Raw genomic sequence first — 22,845 nt, 5'->3', positions numbered from 1 at the left:
TTTCAATGTAAAGTTCAGGTACAAGAGCCATTTTCATCCTCAAAACTCTTGTGCGTTTAATCTGCAAATATAAGCTAAAGTTTTGGATTTTAAACCCAAGAATCTTTGGAAACCCATTCGATTTAAAAAATTCCTATCTTTGCAAAAAATTGAAGCACCATGCCTAAAATTGGTAACATCATACTGCCCGATTTCCCTTTATTATTAGCCCCAATGGAAGATGTGAGCGATCCACCATTTCGTCGTTTATGTAAATTACATGGAGCTGATTTAATGTACTCTGAATTTATTTCTTCGGAAGGATTGATTCGTGATGCTATGAAAAGCAAGCAAAAACTAGATATTTTTGATTACGAACGTCCAGTAGGAATTCAGATTTTTGGTGGTGATGAAGAAGCTATGGAAATGAGTACTAAAATTGTAGACACCGTCCAACCTGATTTGGTGGATATTAATTTTGGCTGCCCTGTAAAAAAAGTCGTTTGTAAAGGTGCTGGAGCAGGCGTTTTAAAAGATGTGGATTTAATGGTGCGTTTAACAAAAGCCGTTATCAAAGGAACGAGTTTGCCGGTTACGGTAAAAACGCGCTTGGGTTGGGATGAAAGTTCAATTAATATTGATGAAGTTGCTGAGCGTTTGCAAGATATAGGCGTACAAGCTTTAACGGTTCATGCTAGAACGCGAGCACAGATGTATAAAGGACATTCTGACTGGAGTCATATTCAAAGAATTAAGGAAAATCCTAGAATTACAATGCCTATTTTTGGAAATGGCGATATTGATTCTCCTGAAAAAGCATTGGAATACAAAAACAAATACGGTTTAGATGGTATGATGATTGGTCGTGCTGCGATTGGTTATCCGTGGATTTTTAATGAAATTAAACATTATTTCGCAACAGGAGAAAAATTAGCGCCACCAAGTATGAACGACCGAATTGAAGCCGCAAGAAATCACTTAATTTGGAGCATTGAATGGAAAGGCGAACGTTTAGGCATCAACGAAATGCGTCGTCATTATACTAATTATTTCAAAGGCATTCACGGTTTTAAAGAATACAAACAAAAATTGGTTACAACAGATGGCATTAATCAGTTATTAGATGTGTTTACTGAGATTGAGCAGGTGTATGCGGATTATGTTTTTGAAGGATAATCATTTACCCATGATACACCCTAGAAAACACAATCTTTCCGTCTTTAATTTCTAAAACTTCTGCAACTAACATATCGGCTTCGCCTGTTACTTGACGTGTGTATTCCATAAACACTCGGTCGGTGTTCGCGGTTAATGAGGTTACTTTGTAGTGTAAAGTTGGTAATCTATCAAAAGCATCTTGCCACCACACGCGCATCGCTTCTTTTCCAATGATTAATCCGTTGGTTTCGGGTTTACGAATTTTTAATTTCGGGCTGAAATGTTGAGCTTCGTCGTCGTATAATGCTAGTAATTTTTCTAAGTTTTTGGTATTGAAAGCATCAAACCATTTAATGGCGATTTGTTGTAGTTGATTTGGCATAAAGTATAGATTTAATTGCTAAAAGCGCTAAGTTTTCGCAAAGTTCGCAAAGATTATTAAATAAAAAAAGGCACAAAGAATATAATTCAATGTGCCAATATGTTTTAAAAAATACGTTTAAGCATTTTTAAGGTTTATGATTTCTTGTTCGGTTAAGAATCTCCAATCGCCTCTTGGTAAATTTTTCTTAGTTAAACCGGCGAAAGTTACGCGGTCCACTTTTAAAACATCATATTTTAAATGTTCGAAAATTCTACGCACGATTTTTACGTTTGAAGTTTTCATTTTCAAACCAATTTCACTTTTTGGCTGATCTTCGATGTAAGTGATTTCTTCCACGTAAACTCTGTGTTCATCAATCGTTAATCCTTTTTGAATACGTTCTAAATCTTCGAATTTCAAATTTTTATCTAACGAAACTTGGTATACTTTCGACGAACGTTGATTTGGAACCGTGAATTTTTGAACGATTTCAGTGTCATTTGTAAACAATAATAAACCTGTTGTTGTTTTGTCCATTCTTCCTACAGGCATCAAATTAGCTTTTGTTGCATTTCGTACTAAATCCAAAACATTTGCAGAACCAGCTGCGTCATCTCCAGCCGTAGAAAAGTTTTTAGGTTTGTTTAGTAAAATATATTCTTTCTTTTCTGGCGTTATGTTTACACCATCGAACTGAACTGAATCGGTTAATTTTACTTTGTAACCCATTTCGGTAATTACTTCACCGTTTACTTTTACATTTCCACTTTGAATGTAAATATCAGCGTCTCTTCGACTACACATTCCTGAATTAGAAATGTATCGATTTAAACGGATTTCATCTGGATTTGAAGGTTTTTTTGGAGCCTTTGGCGCTTCTTTTGCGGTCTCAGGTTTTGTAGTAAACTTTGAAGGCGCTTTTCGTATAGGCGCATTTCCTCTAGAATTACTAGCTTTCTTGTAGCCTCCTTGTCTTGCAGAACCTGGACGACTTTTATCGTTATCTTGATGACGTGACATAATTGTAAACAAATTTTTGCAAAGATATAACTAATATGTTGAAATCAATTTTTTGCCGTGAATTAAAACAGAAGGTTCGATTAAAACTATACAAAAAACACCCGATACAATAATAAATTTTAGTAAAAAATGGAGTTTTAAATATTCGGTTTTAGTAGTTGCTTTCCATAACAGCATGGCAAAAAATAACAACCCTATTAAACTCAAATAAAAATAGATGTCCATGTAACCCACGTTATATATTTCAACTAAAAAATATACTGGAATTAAAGTTAAAGAAGTTAATATTGAAATTACTGCCTTAGCGGTTTTTTCTCCAAAAACAACAGGAATAGTTTTGTAATCTGCAATTAAATCTCCTTCAATATTTTCTAAATCTTTAATTATTTCCCTAATTAAAATTAATAAAAGCAAGAAGATTGCATGTGCAAAAATAACAGCATAAAAATTTTTATAATACATTAAAATTCCAAAGAAAGGCAAAACTGCTAATACCGCTGCAGTAATATTACCAATCAAAAACATCTTTTTTAGTTTGTGTGAATAAAACCAAATTAAAAAAATGTAAGTCGAAAAAAACAAAACCGCACGCCAAGAAATGAAAAACATTAGCAAAGCGACAATGAAATTAATTCCAAAATACACCTTTAACTTTGTTTCTTGACTTACCAAACGGTCAATCATGGCTTTTTTTGGGCGATTGATTAAATCCTTTTTCGCATCGTAAAAATTATTGATGATATAACCCGAAGCAATGGTTAGGGTAGAAGCAATAACAATCAAAAACAAACGCCAATCGAGAATAATGGCTAAAGCTCTTTTTTCAGGTGCCAAAATAAAAATAGCAGAAAGATATTGCGCTAATGCAACAACCCAAATATTATATCCTCTAATTACAGAGAAGAAGCTTGCGATTTTTTTAAGCGTTAATTTGGATTTACGAGTAAGCATTTCTTTTAGGTTAAAGGTAATGGGTGAAGGGTGAAGGGTAATAATGTTGAATTTTATACTCAAATCTAATCCCTTTTGCCTAATCCCTTTCGCCTATTTTAAAAATTATAAACTACTTCTAATTTATAGTCTTTCAATGATTCTTTTGCTTTATCTAAATCTTGAGTGAATCCTAAAATATAACCGCCACCGCCAGAACCACATAGTTTTAAGTAGTAATCGTTGGTATCGATTCCTTTTTGCCACACTTGGTGAAATTGCTCTGGAATCATCGGTTTAAAGTTATTCAAAACTACTTTTGACAACTGTTTGGTGTTTTCTAACAACGATTTTACATCGCCGTGCAAGAAGTTTTCCACACAAGCATCGGTATATTTTATGAATTGTGATTTTAACATGTTTCGGAAACCGTTATCTTTTAAGTTTTCCATAAAAATAGAAACCATTGGAGCAGTTTCGCCCACAATTCCTGAATCGATTAAGAAAACAGCACCTTTTCCTTGAGTACTTTGTGTTGGAATTCCTGTTGCTTCAATGTTATCTTTCGAATTAATTAAAATTGGAATACTCAAATAACTGTTCAACGGATCTAAACCTGAGCTTTTCCCGTGGAAAAACGATTCCATTTGAGAAAAAATCGTTTTTAATTGCAATAATTTTTCACGTGTTAAATTCTCTAAAACTGTGATTTTATTATTAGCATATTTATCGTAAATCGCAGCGACTAAAGCACCGCTACTTCCTACACCATATCCTTGCGGAATACTGGAATCAAAATACATTCCACTGTTTACATCTTGTTTTAAAACTTCTAAGTTGAAAGTCACTAGTTCTGGTTGTTCCGCTTGTAATTGTTCTAAGTAAAGAACAAACTTTTTTAAACTTTCGTTTGATTTAATTGCGCTTTCCGAAGCATTTTCATCTTTCTTTAAAGCACCATTATAGAAATTATATGGAATTGAAAGTCCTTTCGAATCTTGGATAATTCCATATTCTCCGAAAAGTAATATTTTTGAGTAAAAAAGTGGTCCTTTCATAAATTTCAGTTTTCTTTTTCAGTAAACAATGAGTAAATGTACAAAATTAATTTGATTTTGCACCATTTCCAATTTGATCACAAATATACTGACCATTTTGACAATAGCCAACTAATTCATCTTGAATAAATTGCAATACATTTTCTTTCACATTTTCAGGATACAAAACGTGCACATTTGCTCCTGCATCTAATGTAAAACAAACTGGAATTTGTGTTTCATTTCTAAATTTCCAAATTTTATTAATGATTTCCAAAGTGTTTGGTTTCATCAAAATAAAATAGGGCATCGAAGTCATCATCATTGCATGTAAAGTTAAAGCCTCGCTTTCTACAATTTTAATGAATTCTGCTGTGTTTCCAGAAGTTAAAATCGCTTTCATTTTGGATAAATTTTCGTGTGCTTGAGCAAAACGTTTTTCGGCATACAGATGATTGTGCATTAAATCGTGCCCAACTGTACTCGAAACTTGTTTTTCGCCTTTATCTACTAACAGAATTGTGTCTTGATAGTTTTTGAAGTTGGGATGAATTTCAGAAAATTCCACTCCAAACAAATCCGAACTTCCGTTAATTTCAGCATGATTGCCCCAAACTACTACTTCACCTTTGATGCTTCTACAAGCACTTCCGCTTCCTAATCTTGCTAAAAATGATGCTTTTGAATAGAAATATTCGTCAGAAATAGTTGGATTAATAGCCTTTTCCAGACTCATAATATTCATTGCTAAAGCTGCCATTCCAGATGCAGAAGAAGCGATTCCAGAACTATGAGGAAAAGTGTTTTGGGTATCGATTTTAAAATGATATTCTTTTAAAAATGGACAATATTTTTCGATTCTTTCGAAGAATTTTTGAATTTTTGGTTTGAAATCTTCTTTTGGTTTTCCTTCAAAAAGCAAATCGAATGAAAAACTATTGGTTTCTGATTTTTTAATCACATCCAATTTAGTTATTGTTTTACAATTGTTTAATGTAAAACTTATCGATGGGTTCGCTGGAATTTGATTTTCTTTCTTGCCCCAATATTTTACTAAGGCAATATTACTAGGCGCGCTCCATTCGAAACTTGCCGCATCAATGGATTTATATGATGTTGTTATAAAATCTTTTTCAGTAAGCATAGCTTAAAATTTTGACAAAAATACCGATTTAGATTGATTTGTTCCCTTGATATTTCGTTAATTTGCTTATAAAATTGAAATGATGACAAAATATTTAAGAATTATAAACTTAGTAATCGTTTGTTTGGCGGTTGGTTATTTGTCTAGTAAAGTTACTCAAGCAAGCGTAGAATCATGGTATCCTTTGATTAAAAAACCATTTTTCAATCCGCCAAATTGGGTTTTTGCTCCAGTATGGACTTTGCTTTTTGTGTTAATGGGAATTTCTGGTGGTTTAATTTGGAATCAAATGGCAACAAAAATGCCTCTGGTAAAAAAAGGGATGCTTTTCTTTATTATCCAATTGGTATTAAATGCACTTTGGTCATACATTTTCTTTGGATTGCATAATTTTTTATTAGCCTTTGTTGAAATTATTCTACTTTGGTTAATGATTTATGAAACTTATTTTGTTTTCAAACAGATTGATAAAAAAGCGGCTTATCTACTAATTCCTTACTTGGTTTGGGTAGGATTTGCAACAGTTTTAACGGGAAGTATTTTTTGGTTGAATCGATAATAAATAAAAAAGTCCTACATATCTGTAAGACTTTTTTGCTCCCCCTCTTGGGCTCGAACCAAGGACCCTCTGATTAACAGTCAGATGCTCTAACCAACTGAGCTAAGGAGGAATAACCTCATGGGTTTATGTTTTGCTAAAAAGTTGCTCCCCCTCTTGGGCTCGAACCAAGGACCCTCTGATTAACAGTCAGATGCTCTAACCAACTGAGCTAAGGAGGAAAGTGTTTATCTTTTTAGCGAGTGCAAATATAAACTGATTTTTTATTAACGCAAATTATTTTTTGTAAAAATTACAAAACTTTATCGATAATTAATTGGTAAATATCTTTTCCAAAAGTTAAAGCCATTAAACTCAACAAGATAATCATTCCGCCAGTTTGTACATATCCCATTGCTTTATCCGATAATTTTCTTCCAGTTATCATTTCTGCAATAGTAAATAAAGCATGGCCACCATCTAATCCTGGAATAGGCAGTAAGTTCATAAATGCTAATCCAATTGAGAATAATGCTGTAAAATTCCAAATAAATTCCCAATTCCATTCATCTGGTAGGCGACGTGCGATTCCAATTGGGCTTTGTACTTTAGTATAAGCCTTAGTTGATGGTTTCAAAATTAATTTGAATTGTTTTACATTATAGACCAATAATGCCCATGATTCTTTAACTGCGGCAGGTATGGCTTGGGCAAATGATAAATCGTTGACTTTAGTATATAATTTCTCAGAGGTTTTATCATCAAAATCAATTCCTAATTTTCCTTTCTTTGAAATTGTAGCGTTTAAAGTTTTTGTGCTTCCGTTTCTATTGATTTCGATAGTTATTTTTTCACCTTTTTTGTTGCTAATAATTTGCTTAAAATCTTTCACATTGCTTACTGCAATGCTGTTTACACCTGTAATTATATCACCAAATTCAATTCCTGCTTTTTCAGCAGCAGAATTTTCTTGTATTTCGCTTACTTTGGCATTTTTAAAATCATAATTAGCAGTGATGAAAACAGATTTATTAAATCCAACTTTTCCAGCGCTATCTACTTTAGTTGCAATTAAAACTTCTTTATTGTCTCTTTTTACAACAATATCTACAACTTTGTTTTTGTTGTTTTTTAATTCATCTGTGAACTCGTCAAAATATTTGAATTTTTTATTTCCAATTCCAACAAATTGATCAAATCTATTGAAAGTTGATTTACTAGTAACAGAATCTACAAAAACATCATTTAAGAAACTTCTTGCCGATAAAAAGCCTTTACCTTCTTCGCTGATTATTTTTCCTTTCATTTCGTCTGTTAAAAACAAGTCTACTTTATTCCCATTTCTATCTAAAGTAACTTTGTTTCCTAAAAGAACATCTAATGTCATTCTATTAAAACTTGGCTGAAAATTGCCATCTACAGCTAAAATTTTGTCGCCATTTTTAAACCCAGCAAATTGTCCTACTTCTCCAAAAGCCAATCCGTTTTCTTGTATTTTTTCAGTCGCAATGTATTTTTGTCCTACGGTTGCATACATTATGGTGAAGATTAACCAAGCTAAAATTATATTTACAATAATTCCACCAAGCATAATAATTAAACGTTGCCAAGCTGGTTTTGAACGAAATTCCCAAGGCTGAGGTTCTTCACTCATTTGAGCGGTATCTAAACTTTCATCTATCATTCCTGATAGTTTTACATAACCACCAAGAGGCAACCATCCAATTCCCCATTCGGTTTCTCCAATTTTCTTTTTGATTAATGAAAAACCAGCATCCATGAACAAATAGAACTTTTCTACTCGTACTTTAAACATTTTGGCTGTAATATAATGGCCAAATTCGTGAAGAATTACTAAAACTGATAATATGAATAATATTTGCGCTACTTGAATCATTTTTTATGCTTTTATTTAAACGACAAAAGTAAGGTTTTCACCTTACTTTTTATCATATTTTTATTGTTGGGCTATTTTTTTATAAAATTTTTATGAATTATTCCTTCCGAAGTAGTGATTTTAATCACATGTAGTCCCGAGGATAAATTATTTACACTAAAATCAACTGTGCTTTGTAAAGCAACTAATTGGCCTAATGTATTGTAAATTTCTACTTTTTCTAACTGAACATTTGTTGGCATCATAATATGTAATTCATCATTCGTAGGATTTGGGTAAATTGAAACGGTTTCGTCTAATTGAAAGGTTTCATGACCTAAAGTAACTACATTATTTTTTGAAATAATATGCTTATTAGGGTCAAAAGTAACTCCAGCAACCACAAAAGGTACGGCAACCACAAACTCTTGTCCATTAGTAGTGTGATTAACAACAACATCATGATTCGCACCGCCAGCACTTGTTAATCTTATTTCTAAAGGCATTTCAAAATAAGAAACACTTGGGTCTGATTGTGTTTGACTAACGGTTATTTTTGCTTGCCCTGGCCCCCAATTTTGAGCGGTTACAGTATATGTTGGATATCCTTGCATATATAACCAATCATTAAAAAACTCTGTTAAACTGCTTCCGTAGACTGCTTCCAAATGCGATTTTAAATTGTTTGTTAACGCATAACCATATGCCAAATTAGTATCTGCAAGATAATTTTTAACAGCTTGAAAAAAAGCGGCGTCTCCCATTTTCCATCGTAACATATGAACTACCATAGATCCCTTATTGTATGTAAGCCTTGAGCTAAAAATACGATTTACATTTTCTGCTTCTGTATCTGTTAAAAAAACGGCACCATTGGAAACAGAAGTAATATTTGATATTTTGCTGTTTTTCCACGAAACAAAACTGGCAGCTCCATCTAAATTTTCAACGACTAATCCTGATAAATACTCTGCAAACCCTTCATTTAACCAAATGTCTTTCCAAGAGCCACAAGTAATTTTGTCTCCAAACCATTGATGGGCTAATTCGTGAGCAATTAAATTTCTGCCCCAACTTCCCATGAATGAAACGGTTGTGTGTTCCATTCCGCCACCCCAACCAAATTGTGCGTGACCATATTTTTCTTGGTGAAAAGGATAAGCCTCAAATAAATTTTCATATAAATTCATTATCGGTAGAGTTTGTGCTAAACTAGTTACTGCACTAGTATAATTTTCTGGATAAATATAATTCACGATAGGAAAATCATTTGGTATAGTGCCGGCAGTTTGCGTAAAAACTTGATAATTTGTTACCGCTATAGCAATCAAATAAGCGGGAATTGGATAATTATGATGGAAATGAGTTGTTTTGTTTCCTCCGTTAACAACCTGAGAAACTTCAAGACCATTAGCTACACTAGTATAGGTAGAAGGTGCAGTTATATAAACATCTATACTTTCAACTTTGTCGTTTAAATCTTGTTTGCAAGGCCACCAATCTCTTGCTCCAAAAGGTTCTGATAGAGTAAATATTACTGGTGTTCCAGAATGGGTTGATGCTGTAAAAGCTGCTTCACCTGATGCAGGTGCTCCTGAATATGAGATAACAACTGTTGCGTTGCTTCCTGTGTTTAAAACGCTTGGAAGAGTAATTACTAATTCTTCATTTGCATTTTGCGTAAATCCGAGAGGACTTCCTGCTAAAGTTACTGCGCTTACTGTTAGCTCGTTTGTTAAATCAAATGTCACGGTTGTCATATTTGACAATGCGGTAAAAGTTGTTGTTACTACCCCGCTAATAAAATAATTTGCCGGATCAACAGTAAAGCGCAACTCATGATAAGTTACATTGTAGTTTTGAGTATTTGGATTTACTGCCATTGTTTGTAAATTAGAAGCAGATTTCATTTCCGACTCAACCATTCGTTCAAATTCAGTGTTTTCGGTTTGGGCAAAACTAAAAACAGATAAGAGATAGAATAAGCAAAAAGTAATTTTTTTCATTTTTTATGTAGGTTTAATAGTATGGGCATTAATTTGATAAACAAATATGATATTAATTATATTATTATTTGTGACGTAAATTTATTTTAAAATAAAAATTTAGCGAATATACTATAAAATGTTTAATTTTTATATGATTTATTGCTGAAATTCACACATATACACAAACCTTATAGCATTTCTTTTTTTTGTCGTTTATCTAAAACCAATTTCTTAAATTTGTGGCTTTAAAACCAATATATTATGTTACAGATAGCGTACATTAGAGAAAACAAAGAAGAAGTAGTAAAAAAATTGGCTAAGAAAAACTTAGATGCCAAAACTGCAATTGATGAAGTAATAGCTCTTGATGAAAAAAGAAGAGCAACACAAGCAGAATTAGACACTATTAAATCTGAGTCAAACAAGCTATCCAAAGATATTGGTGATTTAATGAAAGGTGGCGAAAAAGCAAAAGCTGAAATCTTAAAAGAAAAATCGGTTCAACTTCGTGAAAGAGATAAAGAATTGACGGAAGTATTAAATGCTTATGCTGCTCAATTACAAGAAGAATTATACAAATTACCAAATTTACCAGCAGACATTGTTCCGGTAGGGAAAACACCTGAAGAAAATTTAAATGTTTTTCAAGAAGGTGAAATTCCAAAATTACACGAAGGCGCTTTGCCTCACTGGGAATTAGCAAAAAAATATGATTTAATCGATTTTGAATTAGGCGTTAAAATTACGGGAGCAGGTTTTCCAGTTTACAAAGGAAAATGCGCTAAATTACAGCGTGCATTAATCACTTATTTCTTAGATAAAAATACAGATGCAGGTTACTTAGAATATCAAGTTCCACACATAGTAAACGAAGCATCTGGATTTGGAACTGGTCAATTGCCTGATAAAGAAGGACAAATGTATCATGTTGGTGTTGATGATTTGTATTTAATTCCAACTGCGGAAGTTCCGGTAACAAATATTTTTAGAGATGTTTTATTAAACGAAAATGATTTACCAGTGCTTTGTACAGGATATACGCCTTGTTTCCGTCGTGAAGCAGGTTCATATGGCGCACATGTTCGTGGTTTAAATCGTTTACACCAATTTGACAAAGTAGAAATCGTTCGTATTGAACATCCAGATAATTCATATAAAGCTTTAGACGGAATGGTAGAACATGTTAAAGGAATTTTACAAGAATTGAAATTGCCTTACCGTATTTTAAGATTATGTGGTGGCGACATGAGTTTTGCGTCTGCTTTAACCTATGATTTTGAAGTTTTTTCAACGGCTCAAGAACGTTGGTTAGAAATTAGTTCGGTTTCTAATTTTGAAACTTTCCAAGCAAATCGTTTAAAATTACGTTTCAAAGATAAAGATGGTAAAAACCAACTTGCTCACACATTAAATGGAAGCTCATTGGCTTTACCACGAGTATTAGCAGGAATTTTAGAAAACTACCAAACTCCAGAAGGAATAGTAGTTCCTGAAGTTTTAAGAAAATACACAGGGTTTGATATTATCAACTAAACGTTAATCTTTATAAAATAATGTACTAAAATGACGCTAAAAAGTGTTACTTTAGTACATTATTTGTTTTTATTTATGCTAAAAAAAATAGGTTTTTTCGTTCTGTTTTTAGCTTCGTTTTGGGTTTCGGCACAGAACGAACAATTGGCATTTAACTATATTGATGCTGGTGAATATGAAAAAGCAGTCACAATTTTAGAAGAACTTTATATAAAAAATAAACAAATCTATTCTGACAAGCTATTGTATTGCTATCAGCAATTGAAACAATATGACAAAGCATTAAAGCTTATTGGTGAATTAAAAGTCAAATATAATAATCCCACGTTTTTAGTAGAAGAAGGTTATGTTTATCAGTTACAAAAAAAACAATCGGAAGCTGATAAAAAATATGAAGAAGCGCTTAACGAAATAAATAAAAATCCTAATTATGCTTACAATTTAGGTAGTATTTTTGAACGAAAAGTATTGCTTGAATGGGCTTTAAAAGCATATGAAAATGGACAAAAAGTAAATCCAAATATAAATTTTGATTACCAAATAGCTTTGCTTCAAGGGCAATTAGGAAACTTAGATTTAATGCTAGAAAAATTACTTGATTATGGCTATAAAAATCAAGAAAATACAGCCTTAGTTCAAAATCAGTTGAGTCGTTTTTTGATGGATGATACCGAAGGAACGTTTGCTGCTGATATCAGAAAAGCATTGTTGTTAAAAACACAAAAATCACAAGACGTGTATTGGAACCAGTTTTTAAGTTGGTTTTTTGTACAGCAAAAAGAATATGGAAAAGCATTCGTTCAAGAAAAATCGGTTTATAAAAGAAATCCCGAATCATTTATAAATATTGTTACTTTGGCCAAAATGGCTATTGAAGAAAAGCAAAGTGAAGATGCAAAAACTATTTTGGCTTTTGTTTTAGAAAATACTCAAGATTTAGATTTACAAATGCAAGCGCATCACTTTTTGATTTCTATGGAAATTGAAAATGCACCACAAACCGATTACATAATAATTCATCAAAAGCTACAGGAATTACTTAAAAAGTATGGTGTTACTCCATTCTCGTTAGATTTACAAATTCTCACAGCACATTTTGAAGCATTTTATTTGAAACAACCTGAACTTGGAAAACAACTCTTGCAAAACACTTTAAATCTTCCACTCAATATTAGACAACAATCTAAAATAAAAATGGAATTAGCTGATATTATGGTATTTGATGAAAAATTCAATCAAGCTATTTTATTTTATGCTCAAGTTGAAGAGAATTTAAAGAATGATGTTTTAGCTCATGAAGCAAGTATGAAATTAGCAAAAGCTAATTTTTATAAAAAAGATTTTGATTGGACGTTACAACAAGTAAAAAATTTAAAGCAATCGTCGAGTTTGTTAATTGCAAATGATGCTGTAGAATTGTTTTTACTAATCCAAGACAACTCGGTTGAAGACAGTTTGCGAGTGGCATTACAAGCTTATGCTAAGGCAGATTTACAACTTTATCAAAAGAAAAATGAAGAAGCACTTCAATCTTTTTTGAGTATTTTGCAGAAGCACAAAGGAGAAAGTATAGAAGATGAAACGTTGCTGAAAGTTGCTAAAATCTATGAGCAAAAAAAAGAATATACTACCGCTTTAAACTATTATCAAAATATCTTAGAGAATCATAAAGAAGGAATTTACATCGATGAAGCCTTGTTTTTTTCTGCTGAAATTTATAAAAAACATCTCATGGACAACGAAAAAGCAAAACCTTTATACGAAAAAATGGTTTTAGAACATGCTGATAGTTTATATTATACCGAAAGTAGAAAACAATATAGAACATTGAGAGGTGATACCTCTATTTAGAAGAAAGAAGAAAGAAGAAAGAGAAAAGATGTTTTAAGTTAAACAACTAAACAGTTAAACGATTAAACAAGAACAATGATTATATATAACGTAACAATAAACGTAGACGAAAGCATACACCAAGATTGGTTAAAATGGATGCAAAACAAACATATTAATGATGTTTTGGCAACTGGTTTATTTACTAGTGCGAAAATGGTTAAAGTATTAGTGGAAGAAGAAATGGGTGGAACCACATACGCAATTCAGTATGCTACAGATTCTAGAACTAAACTTGAAGATTATTATAAAAATCATGCACCAAGACTACGTCAAGAAGGATTGCAACTTTTTGCTGATAAAATGTTAGCTTTTAGAACCGAATTAGAAGTAATGAGTGAGCATTATCACGAAAGTAATTAAAATGGAAAAAGTAACCGCAAAAAAACACTTAGGACAGCATTTCTTAAAAGATGAAAGCATTGCTAAAGATATTGCAGATACACTTTCTTTAGAAGGTTATTCTAAAATTTTAGAAATTGGTCCAGGAATGGGTGTTTTAACCAAATATTTGTTAGACAAACCAACCGAAACCTTTGTGATTGAAATTGACAAAGAATCGGTTGAATATTTGGGCGTGCATTATCCAAAGTTAGAAAACCATATTATTTCTAAAGATTTTTTAAAATATGATTTGAACGAAGTGTTGGATAATGAGCCTTTTGCAATTATTGGAAATTTTCCATACAATATTTCTACACAAATTGTGTTTAAAACATTAGAAATGCGCGATCAAATTCCTGAATTTGCAGGAATGTTTCAAAAAGAAGTAGCTCAACGAATTTGTGAGAAAAAAGGAAGTAAAGTCTATGGCATATTATCAGTATTAACCCAAGCATTTTATGATGCTGAATACTTATTTACTGTTCCACCAGATGTTTTTAATCCACCTCCAAAAGTAGATTCGGGCGTACTTCGATTAAGAAGAAAAGAAGATTATTCATTGCCTTGTGATGAAAAGCTATTTTTTAGAGTTGTAAAAACTGCATTTCAACAAAGAAGAAAAACATTGCGAAATAGTTTAAAATCGTTCAATTTTTCTGATAATTTAAAAGAAGATAGTATCTTTGACCTCCGTCCAGAACAGCTTACGGTGGAACAATTTATAGATATTACCCAAAAAATAACAGCCGATGGAGTTTAAAATCAGCAGAGAGTTTCTATCTGAAATAGAACAACTTATAAGTGAAAACAAGTCGCAAGAATTACTATTGCTTCTTGACGATATTCACTTTGCTGATATTGCCGAAATCATGGAGGAACTCGATGATTATGGTGCGGCTTATATTTTTAACACCTTAGATTCTGAGAAAACCGCAGAAATACTGTTGGAATTGGATGATGAGGTTCGTGAAAAAATCTTACATAATTTATCTCCAAAAGAAATTGCAGAAGAGCTTGATGAATTAAGCACTGATGATGCAGCTGATATTATTGCTGAATTACCACAACACAAAAAAGAGCAAGTAATTTCAGAATTAGAGGATGTTGAGCACGCAAAAGACATTGTTGATTTATTGCGTTATGACGAAGATACTGCTGGTGGATTAATGGGTAAAGAGTTGGTTAAAGTAAACGAAAATTGGAACGTTTTAACTTGTGTCAAAGAAATGCGTTTACAAGCAGAAAATGTTTCGAGAGTTCATTCAATATATGTAGTTGATGATGAAGAACGTTTGAAAGGAAGATTGTCATTAAAAGATTTATTAACAACCTCTACAAAAACACCCATTAGCGAAGTTTATATTAAAAAAGTAGATTATGTAAAGGTAGACACTAAAGATGTTGAAGTTGCAAGAATTATGCAAAAGTATGACTTGGAAGCCATTCCAGTTATTGATGAATTAGGGCGTTTGGTTGGTCGAATTACTATTGATGATATTATTGATGTCATCAAAGAAGAAGCAGATAAAGATTATCAGTTAGCAGCAGGTATTTCACAAGACGTTGAAGCAGATGATAGCGTTTTAGAATTGACAAAAGCACGTTTACCGTGGTTGGTTTTAGCTTTATTTGGAGGATTCATATCTGTTCATGTTTTGGGAATATTTGAACCTATCATGAAATTGCATCCCGAATTGTTTTTCTTTACCCCGCTTATTGCAGCAATGGCAGGTAATGTTGGTGTACAATCTTCTGCCATCATAGTTCAAGGTTTAGCAAATAATACTATTATTGGTCCTATTGTAGAGCGATTACTTAAAGAGCTTTCCTTAAGTTTATTAAATGGTGTTATTCTTTCAGCAATACTTCTTCTAGGAAGTTACTTTTTATTAGGATATGAAATACATGTAGGTTATACGGTTGCTATAGCTTTACTTTCAGTTATTATTATGGCATCATTAATAGGAACTTTTATCCCTATTATTCTGAATAAATATGGAGTTGACCCTGCATTAGCAACAGGTCCATTTATTACAACAAGTAATGATATTTTAGGTATTTTAACCTACTTTACAATTGCTAAAATTATTTTAGGGATTTAAAAACAAAATTGGTTTATGTATAAAAAAATCATATTGCTTATATTGACAATCGGATTAATCTCGTGTGGAGATGAATCAGTGCCAAAGCCAAAAGGGCAACTTAGTTTGGAATATCCAAATGCTACATACAGTACATTAAAAACAAATTGTCCTTTCACGTTTGAAGTAAATGAATTTGCGGCTGTTAAAGAGAAAAATTGCTCGTATGAAATTCATTATCCAAAAATGAAAGCAACTATTTACTTGACTCACAAAGCGGTTTCAAATAATATCAATGATTTATTGAGAGATGCACAAAAGCTAACATATGAGCATGTGATTAAAGCCGATGATATTGTTGAACAACCTTATATAAATAATGACAAAAAAGTTTACGGAATGTTTTATCAGGTAGGAGGTAACGCTGCTACTAACGCACAATTTTATGTAACGGACAGTACTAAACATTTTATGACTGGAAGTGTTTATTTTTATGCAAAACCAAATTTTGATTCTATTTTGCCTGCCGCAGATTATTTGAAAGATGATATGCGAAGAATAATGGAGACTATTAAATGGAAATAAAAAAAGCGCTGATATTTTCAGCGCTTTTTTTATATTAAGCTTTATTTGTGCTTTTTTCTGATTTTGTAACCTTATACAAATCTCCTCCGCCAACTTTTTCTATTGTTTTTGTTAAAGACTCTATCGTTTGTTTTGTTTTGTCAAACTTTACTGTTGCAATTTTGCTTTCAAAATCAACTTTTGCTTCTCCAACACCTTCGGTTTCAGATAATTTTCCTTCTATGGTTTTTGCGCAACCAATTTCGCATGTCATTCCTTCAATTGTAAAACTTGCTGTTTCTACATTCTCAGCAGCTATTTCTGTTTTTGTTGTTGCAACTTCTTTAACTTCTGTTGTTGCTTGTTTTTTACAACTTACTGCAAAAAACGTAATTAGTGTTGCAAAAACTATGTTTTTTATATTTTTCATAAAATAAATATTTAAAAAATCGACTCTTTTTTAAGTCTTTACAAATTTACAAAAATTCATAGTGTGATTCTCAAAATAAAGCCTGAATTTTGACAGATAAAATGATGCTATGGAAAATAACACTACGAAATGGTATTTGTTAGCCTTTTTAGGCTGTGTTTGGGGAAGTTCTTTTATATTAATGCAATTAGGTTTGCAAGGCGTGAATTCAATTCAGTTGGGGAGTTTGCGTATATTGTTTGCAGCTATGTTTTTAATTGTTGTGGGATTTAAGCATATTACTCAAATTCCTTTGTATAAATGGAAGTATATTGCCTTGACTTCATTTTTTGGAACATTTGTACCTGCATTTTTGTTTGCCATAGCCTTGTCAAAAATTGACGGTTCAGTAAGTTCGATATTAAATTCATTAACTCCTTTGAATACGCTACTAGTTGGTTTGTTCTTTTTTGGATTAGATGTTCAAAGAAGGCAGATTTTTGGAGTAATTATTGGTTTTGTAGGCTGCGTTTTATTGGTTCTATTTGGAGATGGAGAAAACACAACAGAGAATTATTATTATGCAATTTTGATAATTATTGCTTCTGTTTTTTATGGGATTAATGTGAATTTGATTAAAAAATATTTATCTGATTTAAAACCTTTGACCATAAGTACGGGAAATTTTATTGTAATGTTTATTCCAGCGTTAGTTGTACTTTATTTTACAGGTTTTTTTGATATTGTACATCAAGAAAAAGTACAGAATTCACTAGGTTTTATTGTGATTTTAGGAATTGTTGGTACAGGATTGTCAAATATATTATTCTTTAAATTAATCCAGCTTTCTTCTCCGGTTTTTGCTTCCTCTGTTACTTATATAATTCCTGTGGTTGCTATAATGTTAGGTTATTTATTTATGAATGAAACCTTATCAATTGTTCAGGTAATTGGAGCTTTGGTGGTTTTAGTTGGGGTTTATTTTTCTAGCAAGAAATAAAAAAGCACTCAATTTCTTGAGTGCTTTTTAGAAAATTTACAATCTGATATTATTTAAAATCAGCATCAGTTACACCTTCGTTAATTTTAACTTCAGATGTTGTTAATTCGATTTCTATACCAACATTCATAATAGTTTTGTATGGGAATTTTAATCCTTTTACATCTTTATAATCTTGGTAATAAGTTGTTTGTGTCATTTTTTGACCACCTTGCTCTAATTCTTTAGCTTCAGCAACTTTAAATCCTGTTTTTACATCATAATATAATGTTGATTTACCGTTTTTGATTGCATAAGCATCAGCTCCATTTATGTTTTCAATTCCTGTTAAAGTTACATCTTTGTCAGTTAATAATGCTAATTCTTTGAAAGTTGTAGCATCAGCTTGCATGTCTTTTAAATCATCTCCAGTAAAGTCTTTTCTTTGACCTTGTTGTACCATGTAAGCTTCTTTTTCGTTCACAACTTGTTTCATCATTACCATTCCCATAGCTTTCATTTCAACGCCTAATTTTTTAGGAGCTGTTTTTACAACTAATTCTAATGGTGTTCCTTGAACTGTTCCAGATGATAATATGGCTAATGTTTTTACATTTTTAACCGCTTTTTCTCCACCAATGGCATTGATGTAGTTGTTTAAAACTGATTGTGCAGTTACACCAGCAGGAATAGGTTTTTTAACTTCAGGTTTTTCTGTTGGATTACCATATTTATCAAAGTAGAAAATTGGTAATTTTTCTCGTTTACTCATTGCTTCTAATCCAGGTAAAACATCAGCTGCTTTCCCTACAATTACAACTCTTGTTTTGTCTGCTAAGAAATATTTATTGGCTGCATTTCTAATATCTTCAGCTGTTACAGCGTTGATGTTTTTAATGTAGTTTTCATAAAAATCTTCTGGTAAACCTTGTGTTTCTTTATTTAATGCATAGCCTGCAATTGTTGAAGGTTTTTCAATTTGCATTACAAAATTTCCAATGTATTTTGCTTTTGCATTTTTTAAATCTTCTTCAGAAACTAGCTCGGTTCTAATTCTTTTTAACTCATTAAATACCTCTACAACTGCACTATCGGTAACTGCATTTCTTACCGAAGAACTTGAGCGAAATTTATTGATATATTTTCCTGAACCAATTGAAGAATATGCTCCGTATGTCCAACCATGTTTTTCACGTAAGTTAAGGAATAAACGACCTTCACCACCGCCACCTAAAACTTGATTTGCTAATAAAACCGCAAAATATTCTTTATCAGTCATTTTTAAGTTTGACAAATTTACCAATGCAATTTCTGATTGAACTGCATTTGGAGTGTCGATAAAGTTTATTTGACTGTATTGAACATCTTTAGGATCAGAATATGTTAATTGTGGAGCTGTAGCTTTTTTCCAGCTTCCAAAAAGTTTTTCAACTTCTTTTTTAACTTCTTTAAAGTTAACATCTCCAACGATAACTAAATAAGCATTTGCTGGAACAAAATAAGTGTTGTAGTTTAAAACTACATCGCTAAGAGTTACGTTGTTTAATGTTTCCTCGCTAGTAAATTCTCCTTTGTAGTGTTCTTTACCATAAGTTAATACGTTTTCAACTCTTCTTGCAATTGCAGAAACACTTTTTTCGTCTGATTTTAGTCCTTCGATTAATTTTGCTTTTTCTTTATCAAATTCTTCTTGGACAAATAACGGATTTAAAGTTCCGTCAGCCATTAATTCTAAGATTCTTTTAGAATATCTAGATAATCCATTTGCTGAAGCTCCAGAAGCATAAAAATTAATGTTTGCTCCTAAAAAATCGATTTCTTCATTAAAAGCATCTTTAGTCATTGTTTCCGTTCCATTTCCAATCATAGAACTTAAAATGTCTGAAACACCTTTTTTAGTTCCTTCTGCATAAGGAGGATTGTCTAATGTAAGATTAAAAGATACACGAGGTAATTTGTGATTTTCTACAACTAAAACTTTTAAACCATTTTTAAGAACAAAACTTTGTGGTTTGTTAATATTTATTGATGGAGCTGGTCCTGGTTTTGGTTGAGGTCTGTCTTGTGCTTGCATAGTTATTGTTAAAAATAAACTGGCTGCGATATATATAAATTTTTTCATATTCTTCAAATCTTAGTTTTGAGCTTTATCTTTAGCAGGAACATAGTCTAAAATCATTCTTTGGTTTGAGTTTAGATATTTTTTTGCAATGTCTCTAATTTCTTCTCTTGTGATTGAACGATAAATATCAATTTCTGTATTGATTAAATTGATATCGCCATATAACATATAATATGTAGCTAAGTTGTCGGCAATTCCTTCAACAGAAGCATTGTTGCTTACATAATTACTTTCAAACTTGTTTTGAAGTTTTTGGAAATCATTTTCAGAGATTAATTCTGTTTGCATTTTTACAATTTCTGCATCAATTTCCTTTAAAATAGATTCTGTAGTATTTTCACCCATTGGTAAGCCATAAATTAAATACATACCATAATCTTCTTGGCTGTAGTTGAATGCTCCAATTTGTAATGCCATTTTTTTATCATCTACAATTTTTTTGTATAATTTAGAACTTTTACCATCTGATAAATAAGTCGAAATCATATCTAAAACTCTTGCGTCGCGAGATTTCATTGAAGGCGTTCTGTAAGAAGCAACCAGCATTGGAATTTGAATATTTGGATCTTCCCAAGACGCTTTAAATTCTTGTGTAATAGGTGCTTCCTCTACTTTTTGACGTGTAACAGGAGCTCCTTTTGGGATAGTGCTGAAATATTTTTTAACCCATTCTTTAGCTTGTGCTTTGTCAAACTGACCAGCAATAACTAAAACAGCGTTATTTGGCACATAGAATTTTTTGTTAAATGCTTGAAACTCTTCTAAAGTTGCTGCGTCTAAATGTTCCATTTCTCCAATAGTTGTCCATTTATATGGATGCACTTTGAACATGTTTTGTTTAACCGCTTTGATTAAGTTTCCATAAGGTTGATTGTCAACACGAAGTCTTTTTTCTTCTTTAACTACTTCGTTTTGTGTGTCAACACCAATTTGATTAATTACAGGGTGCATTAATCGTTCAGATTCCATCCAAATAGCTAATTCTAAATTATTTGACGGGAAAACTTCATAATAATATGTTCTGTCGTCTGTAGTATTAGCATTGTTGTTTCCTCCGTTTGCTGTAACTAATTTAAACCATTCTCCACGAGCAATATTTTTTGTTCCTTCAAATAAAAGGTGTTCAAAAAAGTGTGCAAAACCTGTGCGGTTAGGTTGTTCGTCTTTTGCTCCTACATGATACATAACCGAAGTAATTACAACTGGAGCCGAATTATCTTGATGAAGTACGACGTGTAATCCGTTGTCTAAATCAAATTCTTCGAATGTTACTTTTTGAGCTGAAGCAGTTCCGCCAAGCATTAGTGCAGTTCCTAAAGCCATTAAAGATTTTTTCATACGTTATTAATTTGTTTGATATAATTGTAATAAGACGCAATTTCGTGATAATGTTACAATTTCAATTAACATTTTAGGTAAAAAAACATTAAAATACTGTTTTGAGGTATTTTATTTAAGTGTATAGTTGTTTGGTTTAGAAATTATTGTATATTTGCAACCTTAAAATTTTTAACTAAAATCATTGTTATGTACGCAATCGTAGAGATAGCAGGGCAACAATTCAAAGTAAGCAAAGACCAAAAGGTTTATGTTCACCGTTTAGCTTCAGAAGAAGGAACTAAAGTTTCTTTTGATAAAGTTCTTTTATTAGATGACAACGGAAACGTAACTTTAGGCGCCCCAGCTGTAGAAGGAGCTTCAGTAGAAGCCAAAGTGTTACAACACTTAAAAGGTGATAAAGTAATTGTTTTCAAAAAGAAAAGAAGAAAAGGTTACAAAAAGAAAAACGGTCACAGACAATCATTCACTCAAATTTTAATTGAAGGAATCGTTGCTGCTGGTGCTAAGAAAAAAGCTGCTAAAAAAGAAGTTGAAGTTGAAGTAACTGAAACTGCTGAAGAAGTTAAGCCAAAAGCTAAAGCAACAAAAAAACCAAAAACTGAAGAATAACATTTAAAAATATTACGTCATGGCTCACAAGAAAGGTGTCGGTAGTTCGAAGAATGGTAGAGAATCAGAATCGAAACGTTTAGGCGTTAAGATTTATGGTGGTCAAGCTGCTATTGCTGGAAACATCATTGTTAGACAAAGAGGTTCGAAGCACAACCCAGGTGAAAATGTTTACATGGGTAAAGATCATACTTTACATGCTAAAGTTGATGGAGTTGTAAAATTCCAGAAAAAAGGGGAAAACAAATCTTATGTATCTGTAGTTCCTTTCGAAGCTTAATAAATTTATTTAGCAACATAAAAAAAGCCTTGCATATTGCAAGGCTTTTTTATTTTTAAAGATAAAGTAATTGACTATTTTTCATAAAAACAAAGAATCCCAGATAAACTGGGATTCTTTGTTAGGTGTTTATATAGTTATTAATACACTACTTTTTTAGTGATAGTTTGACCATTAGTTAATGTAGTTTTCACAAGTAACGCTTGATTTGTAGCAGTTAATTTAGAAACAATCATTTCTTTGTCGTTTATTTTGTCGTTGTGATATAGTTTTCTACCTAATACATCAAATATTGTAATTTCTTTGATGTTTTCAGTAGCAGTAATTGCAATACCATTTGTTGTAGTGTAAACTGTAATATTGTTTTCATTCACAAAATCTTCATTGGCTAATGTGTTTTTGTACACCACTTCAAAACGGTCTGTAAAAGTTCCGTCTTGTGTTGTGAACGAATAAGGTGTTTGTTTGACATCATGGATGCTATTGTTGTACTTGTCTTTAATAAATACATCTTGAGTTGTAAATAATCCATCAACATTTTCAATAGAAATAGAATATGTGCCTGGAGTTAATACTTTTAACCCTAATGCAACAACATCAGTATCTGTAAATGGCAAAC

Annotated in this window: 22 protein-coding genes and 2 tRNA genes; 11 read left to right on the top strand and 13 right to left on the bottom strand. The window is 31.9% G+C overall.

All coding sequences use genetic code 11. The features are described 5' to 3' along the window. Positions 1–159 precede the first annotated feature (159 nt). A complete protein-coding gene (dusB, locus tag G4L40_RS08970) occupies positions 160–1,155 on the top strand; it encodes a tRNA dihydrouridine synthase DusB (protein ID WP_166236868.1) in 996 nt (331 codons plus the stop codon). Between the two features lie 4 nt (positions 1,156–1,159). On the opposite strand, the gene G4L40_RS08965 is transcribed toward dusB, so the two are convergent. The 5 genes from G4L40_RS08965 to G4L40_RS08945 form a co-directional block, all read right to left on the bottom strand. Further along, complete coding sequence (locus G4L40_RS08965) at positions 1,160–1,519, bottom strand: nuclear transport factor 2 family protein (RefSeq protein WP_166236867.1); 360 nt, start codon at positions 1,517–1,519, stop codon at positions 1,160–1,162. A gap of 117 nt (positions 1,520–1,636) precedes the next feature. Beyond that, the gene (locus tag G4L40_RS08960) at positions 1,637–2,521 is read right to left on the bottom strand and encodes a pseudouridine synthase (protein WP_166236866.1); all 885 of its coding nucleotides are present in this window, start codon (positions 2,519–2,521) and stop codon (positions 1,637–1,639) included. 30 nt (positions 2,522–2,551) lie between these two features. Continuing rightward, positions 2,552–3,472, bottom strand: coding sequence for a geranylgeranylglycerol-phosphate geranylgeranyltransferase (locus G4L40_RS08955; RefSeq protein ID WP_166237001.1), 921 nt, complete (start codon positions 3,470–3,472; stop codon positions 2,552–2,554). Between the two features lie 98 nt (positions 3,473–3,570). Beyond that, positions 3,571–4,509, bottom strand: coding sequence for a mevalonate kinase family protein (locus G4L40_RS08950; protein ID WP_166236865.1), 939 nt, complete (start codon positions 4,507–4,509; stop codon positions 3,571–3,573). 46 nt (positions 4,510–4,555) lie between these two features. Then, positions 4,556–5,632: a diphosphomevalonate/mevalonate 3,5-bisphosphate decarboxylase family protein gene (locus G4L40_RS08945; RefSeq protein WP_166236864.1), complete on the bottom strand. Its 1,077-nt coding sequence runs from the start codon at positions 5,630–5,632 to the stop codon at positions 4,556–4,558. A gap of 82 nt (positions 5,633–5,714) precedes the next feature. On the opposite strand from G4L40_RS08945, the gene G4L40_RS08940 reads away from it, so the two are divergent. Then, positions 5,715–6,191, top strand: a complete 477-nt coding sequence (locus G4L40_RS08940; RefSeq protein ID WP_166236863.1) for a TspO/MBR family protein — start codon at positions 5,715–5,717, stop codon at positions 6,189–6,191. A gap of 38 nt (positions 6,192–6,229) precedes the next feature. On the opposite strand, the gene G4L40_RS08935 is transcribed toward G4L40_RS08940, so the two are convergent. The 4 genes from G4L40_RS08935 to G4L40_RS08920 form a co-directional block, all read right to left on the bottom strand. After that, positions 6,230–6,303, bottom strand: a tRNA-Asn gene (locus G4L40_RS08935). A gap of 35 nt (positions 6,304–6,338) precedes the next feature. Further along, positions 6,339–6,412: transfer RNA gene (locus G4L40_RS08930), tRNA-Asn, on the bottom strand. 71 nt (positions 6,413–6,483) lie between these two features. After that, positions 6,484–8,067 carry a M50 family metallopeptidase gene (locus tag G4L40_RS08925; protein WP_166236862.1) on the bottom strand — a complete coding sequence of 528 codons (1,584 nt, stop codon included), beginning with the start codon at positions 8,065–8,067 and terminating at the stop codon, positions 6,484–6,486. Between the two features lie 71 nt (positions 8,068–8,138). Continuing rightward, positions 8,139–10,052 (bottom strand): M1 family aminopeptidase, encoded by a 1,914-nt coding sequence (locus tag G4L40_RS08920; RefSeq protein WP_166236861.1) that lies wholly within the window; start codon positions 10,050–10,052, stop codon positions 8,139–8,141. Positions 10,053–10,295: 243 nt separating this feature from the next. Between G4L40_RS08920 and serS the strand changes: the two genes are divergently transcribed. The 6 genes from serS to gldD all read left to right on the top strand — a co-directional run bounded on the left by serS (position 10,296) and on the right by gldD (position 16,507). Continuing rightward, entirely contained in the window at positions 10,296–11,567 is a 1,272-nt protein-coding gene (gene serS, locus G4L40_RS08915; protein WP_166236860.1) for a serine--tRNA ligase, read from the top strand. A gap of 30 nt (positions 11,568–11,597) precedes the next feature. Further along, entirely contained in the window at positions 11,598–13,418 is a 1,821-nt protein-coding gene (locus G4L40_RS08910) for a tetratricopeptide repeat protein (protein ID WP_235922628.1), read from the top strand. Positions 13,419–13,493: 75 nt separating this feature from the next. Continuing rightward, positions 13,494–13,820, top strand: coding sequence for a DUF4286 family protein (locus G4L40_RS08905; RefSeq protein WP_166236859.1), 327 nt, complete (start codon positions 13,494–13,496; stop codon positions 13,818–13,820). A 1-nt stretch (position 13,821) separates the two neighbouring features. Then, complete coding sequence (gene rsmA, locus G4L40_RS08900; RefSeq protein WP_166236858.1) at positions 13,822–14,601, top strand: 16S rRNA (adenine(1518)-N(6)/adenine(1519)-N(6))-dimethyltransferase RsmA; 780 nt, start codon at positions 13,822–13,824, stop codon at positions 14,599–14,601. Beyond that, entirely contained in the window at positions 14,591–15,943 is a 1,353-nt protein-coding gene (gene mgtE / locus G4L40_RS08895; protein ID WP_166236857.1) for a magnesium transporter, read from the top strand. Before rsmA ends, mgtE begins: the two co-directional genes overlap by 11 nt. A 15-nt stretch (positions 15,944–15,958) precedes the next feature. Continuing rightward, complete coding sequence (gene gldD / locus G4L40_RS08890) at positions 15,959–16,507, top strand: gliding motility lipoprotein GldD (protein ID WP_166236856.1); 549 nt, start codon at positions 15,959–15,961, stop codon at positions 16,505–16,507. A 34-nt stretch (positions 16,508–16,541) separates the two neighbouring features. Here the strand turns inward: gldD and G4L40_RS08885 are convergent, their stop codons facing one another. Then, the gene (locus tag G4L40_RS08885; RefSeq protein ID WP_166236855.1) at positions 16,542–16,916 is read right to left on the bottom strand and encodes a heavy-metal-associated domain-containing protein; all 375 of its coding nucleotides are present in this window, start codon (positions 16,914–16,916) and stop codon (positions 16,542–16,544) included. 109 nt (positions 16,917–17,025) lie between these two features. On the opposite strand from G4L40_RS08885, the gene G4L40_RS08880 reads away from it, so the two are divergent. Further along, a complete protein-coding gene (locus G4L40_RS08880) occupies positions 17,026–17,895 on the top strand; it encodes a DMT family transporter (protein ID WP_166236854.1) in 870 nt (289 codons plus the stop codon). A 49-nt stretch (positions 17,896–17,944) separates the two neighbouring features. Here G4L40_RS08880 and G4L40_RS08875 read toward each other — a convergent pair whose 3' ends face one another. Together G4L40_RS08875 and G4L40_RS08870 are read right to left on the bottom strand one after the other, a co-directional pair. Beyond that, the gene (locus G4L40_RS08875; RefSeq protein ID WP_166236853.1) at positions 17,945–19,996 is read right to left on the bottom strand and encodes a M16 family metallopeptidase; all 2,052 of its coding nucleotides are present in this window, start codon (positions 19,994–19,996) and stop codon (positions 17,945–17,947) included. Positions 19,997–20,008: 12 nt separating this feature from the next. Continuing rightward, complete coding sequence (locus G4L40_RS08870) at positions 20,009–21,334, bottom strand: M16 family metallopeptidase (RefSeq protein ID WP_166236852.1); 1,326 nt, start codon at positions 21,332–21,334, stop codon at positions 20,009–20,011. Between the two features lie 189 nt (positions 21,335–21,523). Between G4L40_RS08870 and rplU the strand changes: the two genes are divergently transcribed. Together rplU and rpmA are read left to right on the top strand one after the other, a co-directional pair. Continuing rightward, entirely contained in the window at positions 21,524–21,946 is a 423-nt protein-coding gene (rplU, locus tag G4L40_RS08865; protein ID WP_166236851.1) for a 50S ribosomal protein L21, read from the top strand. A gap of 19 nt (positions 21,947–21,965) precedes the next feature. Next, positions 21,966–22,226 (top strand): 50S ribosomal protein L27, encoded by a 261-nt coding sequence (gene rpmA, locus G4L40_RS08860; RefSeq protein WP_111567425.1) that lies wholly within the window; start codon positions 21,966–21,968, stop codon positions 22,224–22,226. A gap of 140 nt (positions 22,227–22,366) precedes the next feature. On the opposite strand, the gene G4L40_RS08855 is transcribed toward rpmA, so the two are convergent. Further along, a partial coding sequence (locus G4L40_RS08855; RefSeq protein WP_166236850.1) for a T9SS sorting signal type C domain-containing protein occupies positions 22,367–22,845 on the bottom strand: 479 nt, incomplete at its 5' end.

Source organism: Flavobacterium celericrescens (assembly GCF_011392075.1).
In the GTDB taxonomy this organism is placed as follows: Bacteria; Bacteroidota; Bacteroidia; order Flavobacteriales; family Flavobacteriaceae; genus Flavobacterium; species Flavobacterium celericrescens.
Note: the sequence above shows the minus strand (reverse complement) of the source record. Positions and strands in the feature narration are given on the sequence as shown.

What these genes read in the sequence shown, in the direction of transcription:
- G4L40_RS08960 (WP_166236866.1), bottom strand. Translation starts at nt 2,521, where the DNA reads ATGTCACGTCATCAAGATAACGATAAAAGTCGTCCAGGTTCTGCAAGA.
- G4L40_RS08885 (WP_166236855.1), bottom strand. Translation starts at nt 16,916, where the DNA reads ATGAAAAATATAAAAAACATAGTTTTTGCAACACTAATTACGTTTTTT.
- rsmA (WP_166236858.1), top strand. Translation starts at nt 13,822, where the DNA reads ATGGAAAAAGTAACCGCAAAAAAACACTTAGGACAGCATTTCTTAAAA.
- G4L40_RS08945 (WP_166236864.1), bottom strand. Translation starts at nt 5,632, where the DNA reads ATGCTTACTGAAAAAGATTTTATAACAACATCATATAAATCCATTGAT.
- G4L40_RS08955 (WP_166237001.1), bottom strand. Translation starts at nt 3,472, where the DNA reads ATGCTTACTCGTAAATCCAAATTAACGCTTAAAAAAATCGCAAGCTTC.
- G4L40_RS08940 (WP_166236863.1), top strand. Translation starts at nt 5,715, where the DNA reads ATGACAAAATATTTAAGAATTATAAACTTAGTAATCGTTTGTTTGGCG.
- mgtE (WP_166236857.1), top strand. Translation starts at nt 14,591, where the DNA reads ATGGAGTTTAAAATCAGCAGAGAGTTTCTATCTGAAATAGAACAACTT.
- G4L40_RS08950 (WP_166236865.1), bottom strand. Translation starts at nt 4,509, where the DNA reads ATGAAAGGACCACTTTTTTACTCAAAAATATTACTTTTCGGAGAATAT.
- G4L40_RS08910 (WP_235922628.1), top strand. Translation starts at nt 11,598, where the DNA reads ATGACGCTAAAAAGTGTTACTTTAGTACATTATTTGTTTTTATTTATG.
- G4L40_RS08875 (WP_166236853.1), bottom strand. Translation starts at nt 19,996, where the DNA reads ATGAAAAAATTTATATATATCGCAGCCAGTTTATTTTTAACAATAACT.
- rplU (WP_166236851.1), top strand. Translation starts at nt 21,524, where the DNA reads ATGTACGCAATCGTAGAGATAGCAGGGCAACAATTCAAAGTAAGCAAA.
- serS (WP_166236860.1), top strand. Translation starts at nt 10,296, where the DNA reads ATGTTACAGATAGCGTACATTAGAGAAAACAAAGAAGAAGTAGTAAAA.
- G4L40_RS08965 (WP_166236867.1), bottom strand. Translation starts at nt 1,519, where the DNA reads ATGCCAAATCAACTACAACAAATCGCCATTAAATGGTTTGATGCTTTC.
- G4L40_RS08920 (WP_166236861.1), bottom strand. Translation starts at nt 10,052, where the DNA reads ATGAAAAAAATTACTTTTTGCTTATTCTATCTCTTATCTGTTTTTAGT.
- G4L40_RS08905 (WP_166236859.1), top strand. Translation starts at nt 13,494, where the DNA reads ATGATTATATATAACGTAACAATAAACGTAGACGAAAGCATACACCAA.
- G4L40_RS08870 (WP_166236852.1), bottom strand. Translation starts at nt 21,334, where the DNA reads ATGAAAAAATCTTTAATGGCTTTAGGAACTGCACTAATGCTTGGCGGA.
- G4L40_RS08880 (WP_166236854.1), top strand. Translation starts at nt 17,026, where the DNA reads ATGGAAAATAACACTACGAAATGGTATTTGTTAGCCTTTTTAGGCTGT.
- G4L40_RS08925 (WP_166236862.1), bottom strand. Translation starts at nt 8,067, where the DNA reads ATGATTCAAGTAGCGCAAATATTATTCATATTATCAGTTTTAGTAATT.
- dusB (WP_166236868.1), top strand. Translation starts at nt 160, where the DNA reads ATGCCTAAAATTGGTAACATCATACTGCCCGATTTCCCTTTATTATTA.
- rpmA (WP_111567425.1), top strand. Translation starts at nt 21,966, where the DNA reads ATGGCTCACAAGAAAGGTGTCGGTAGTTCGAAGAATGGTAGAGAATCA.
- gldD (WP_166236856.1), top strand. Translation starts at nt 15,959, where the DNA reads ATGTATAAAAAAATCATATTGCTTATATTGACAATCGGATTAATCTCG.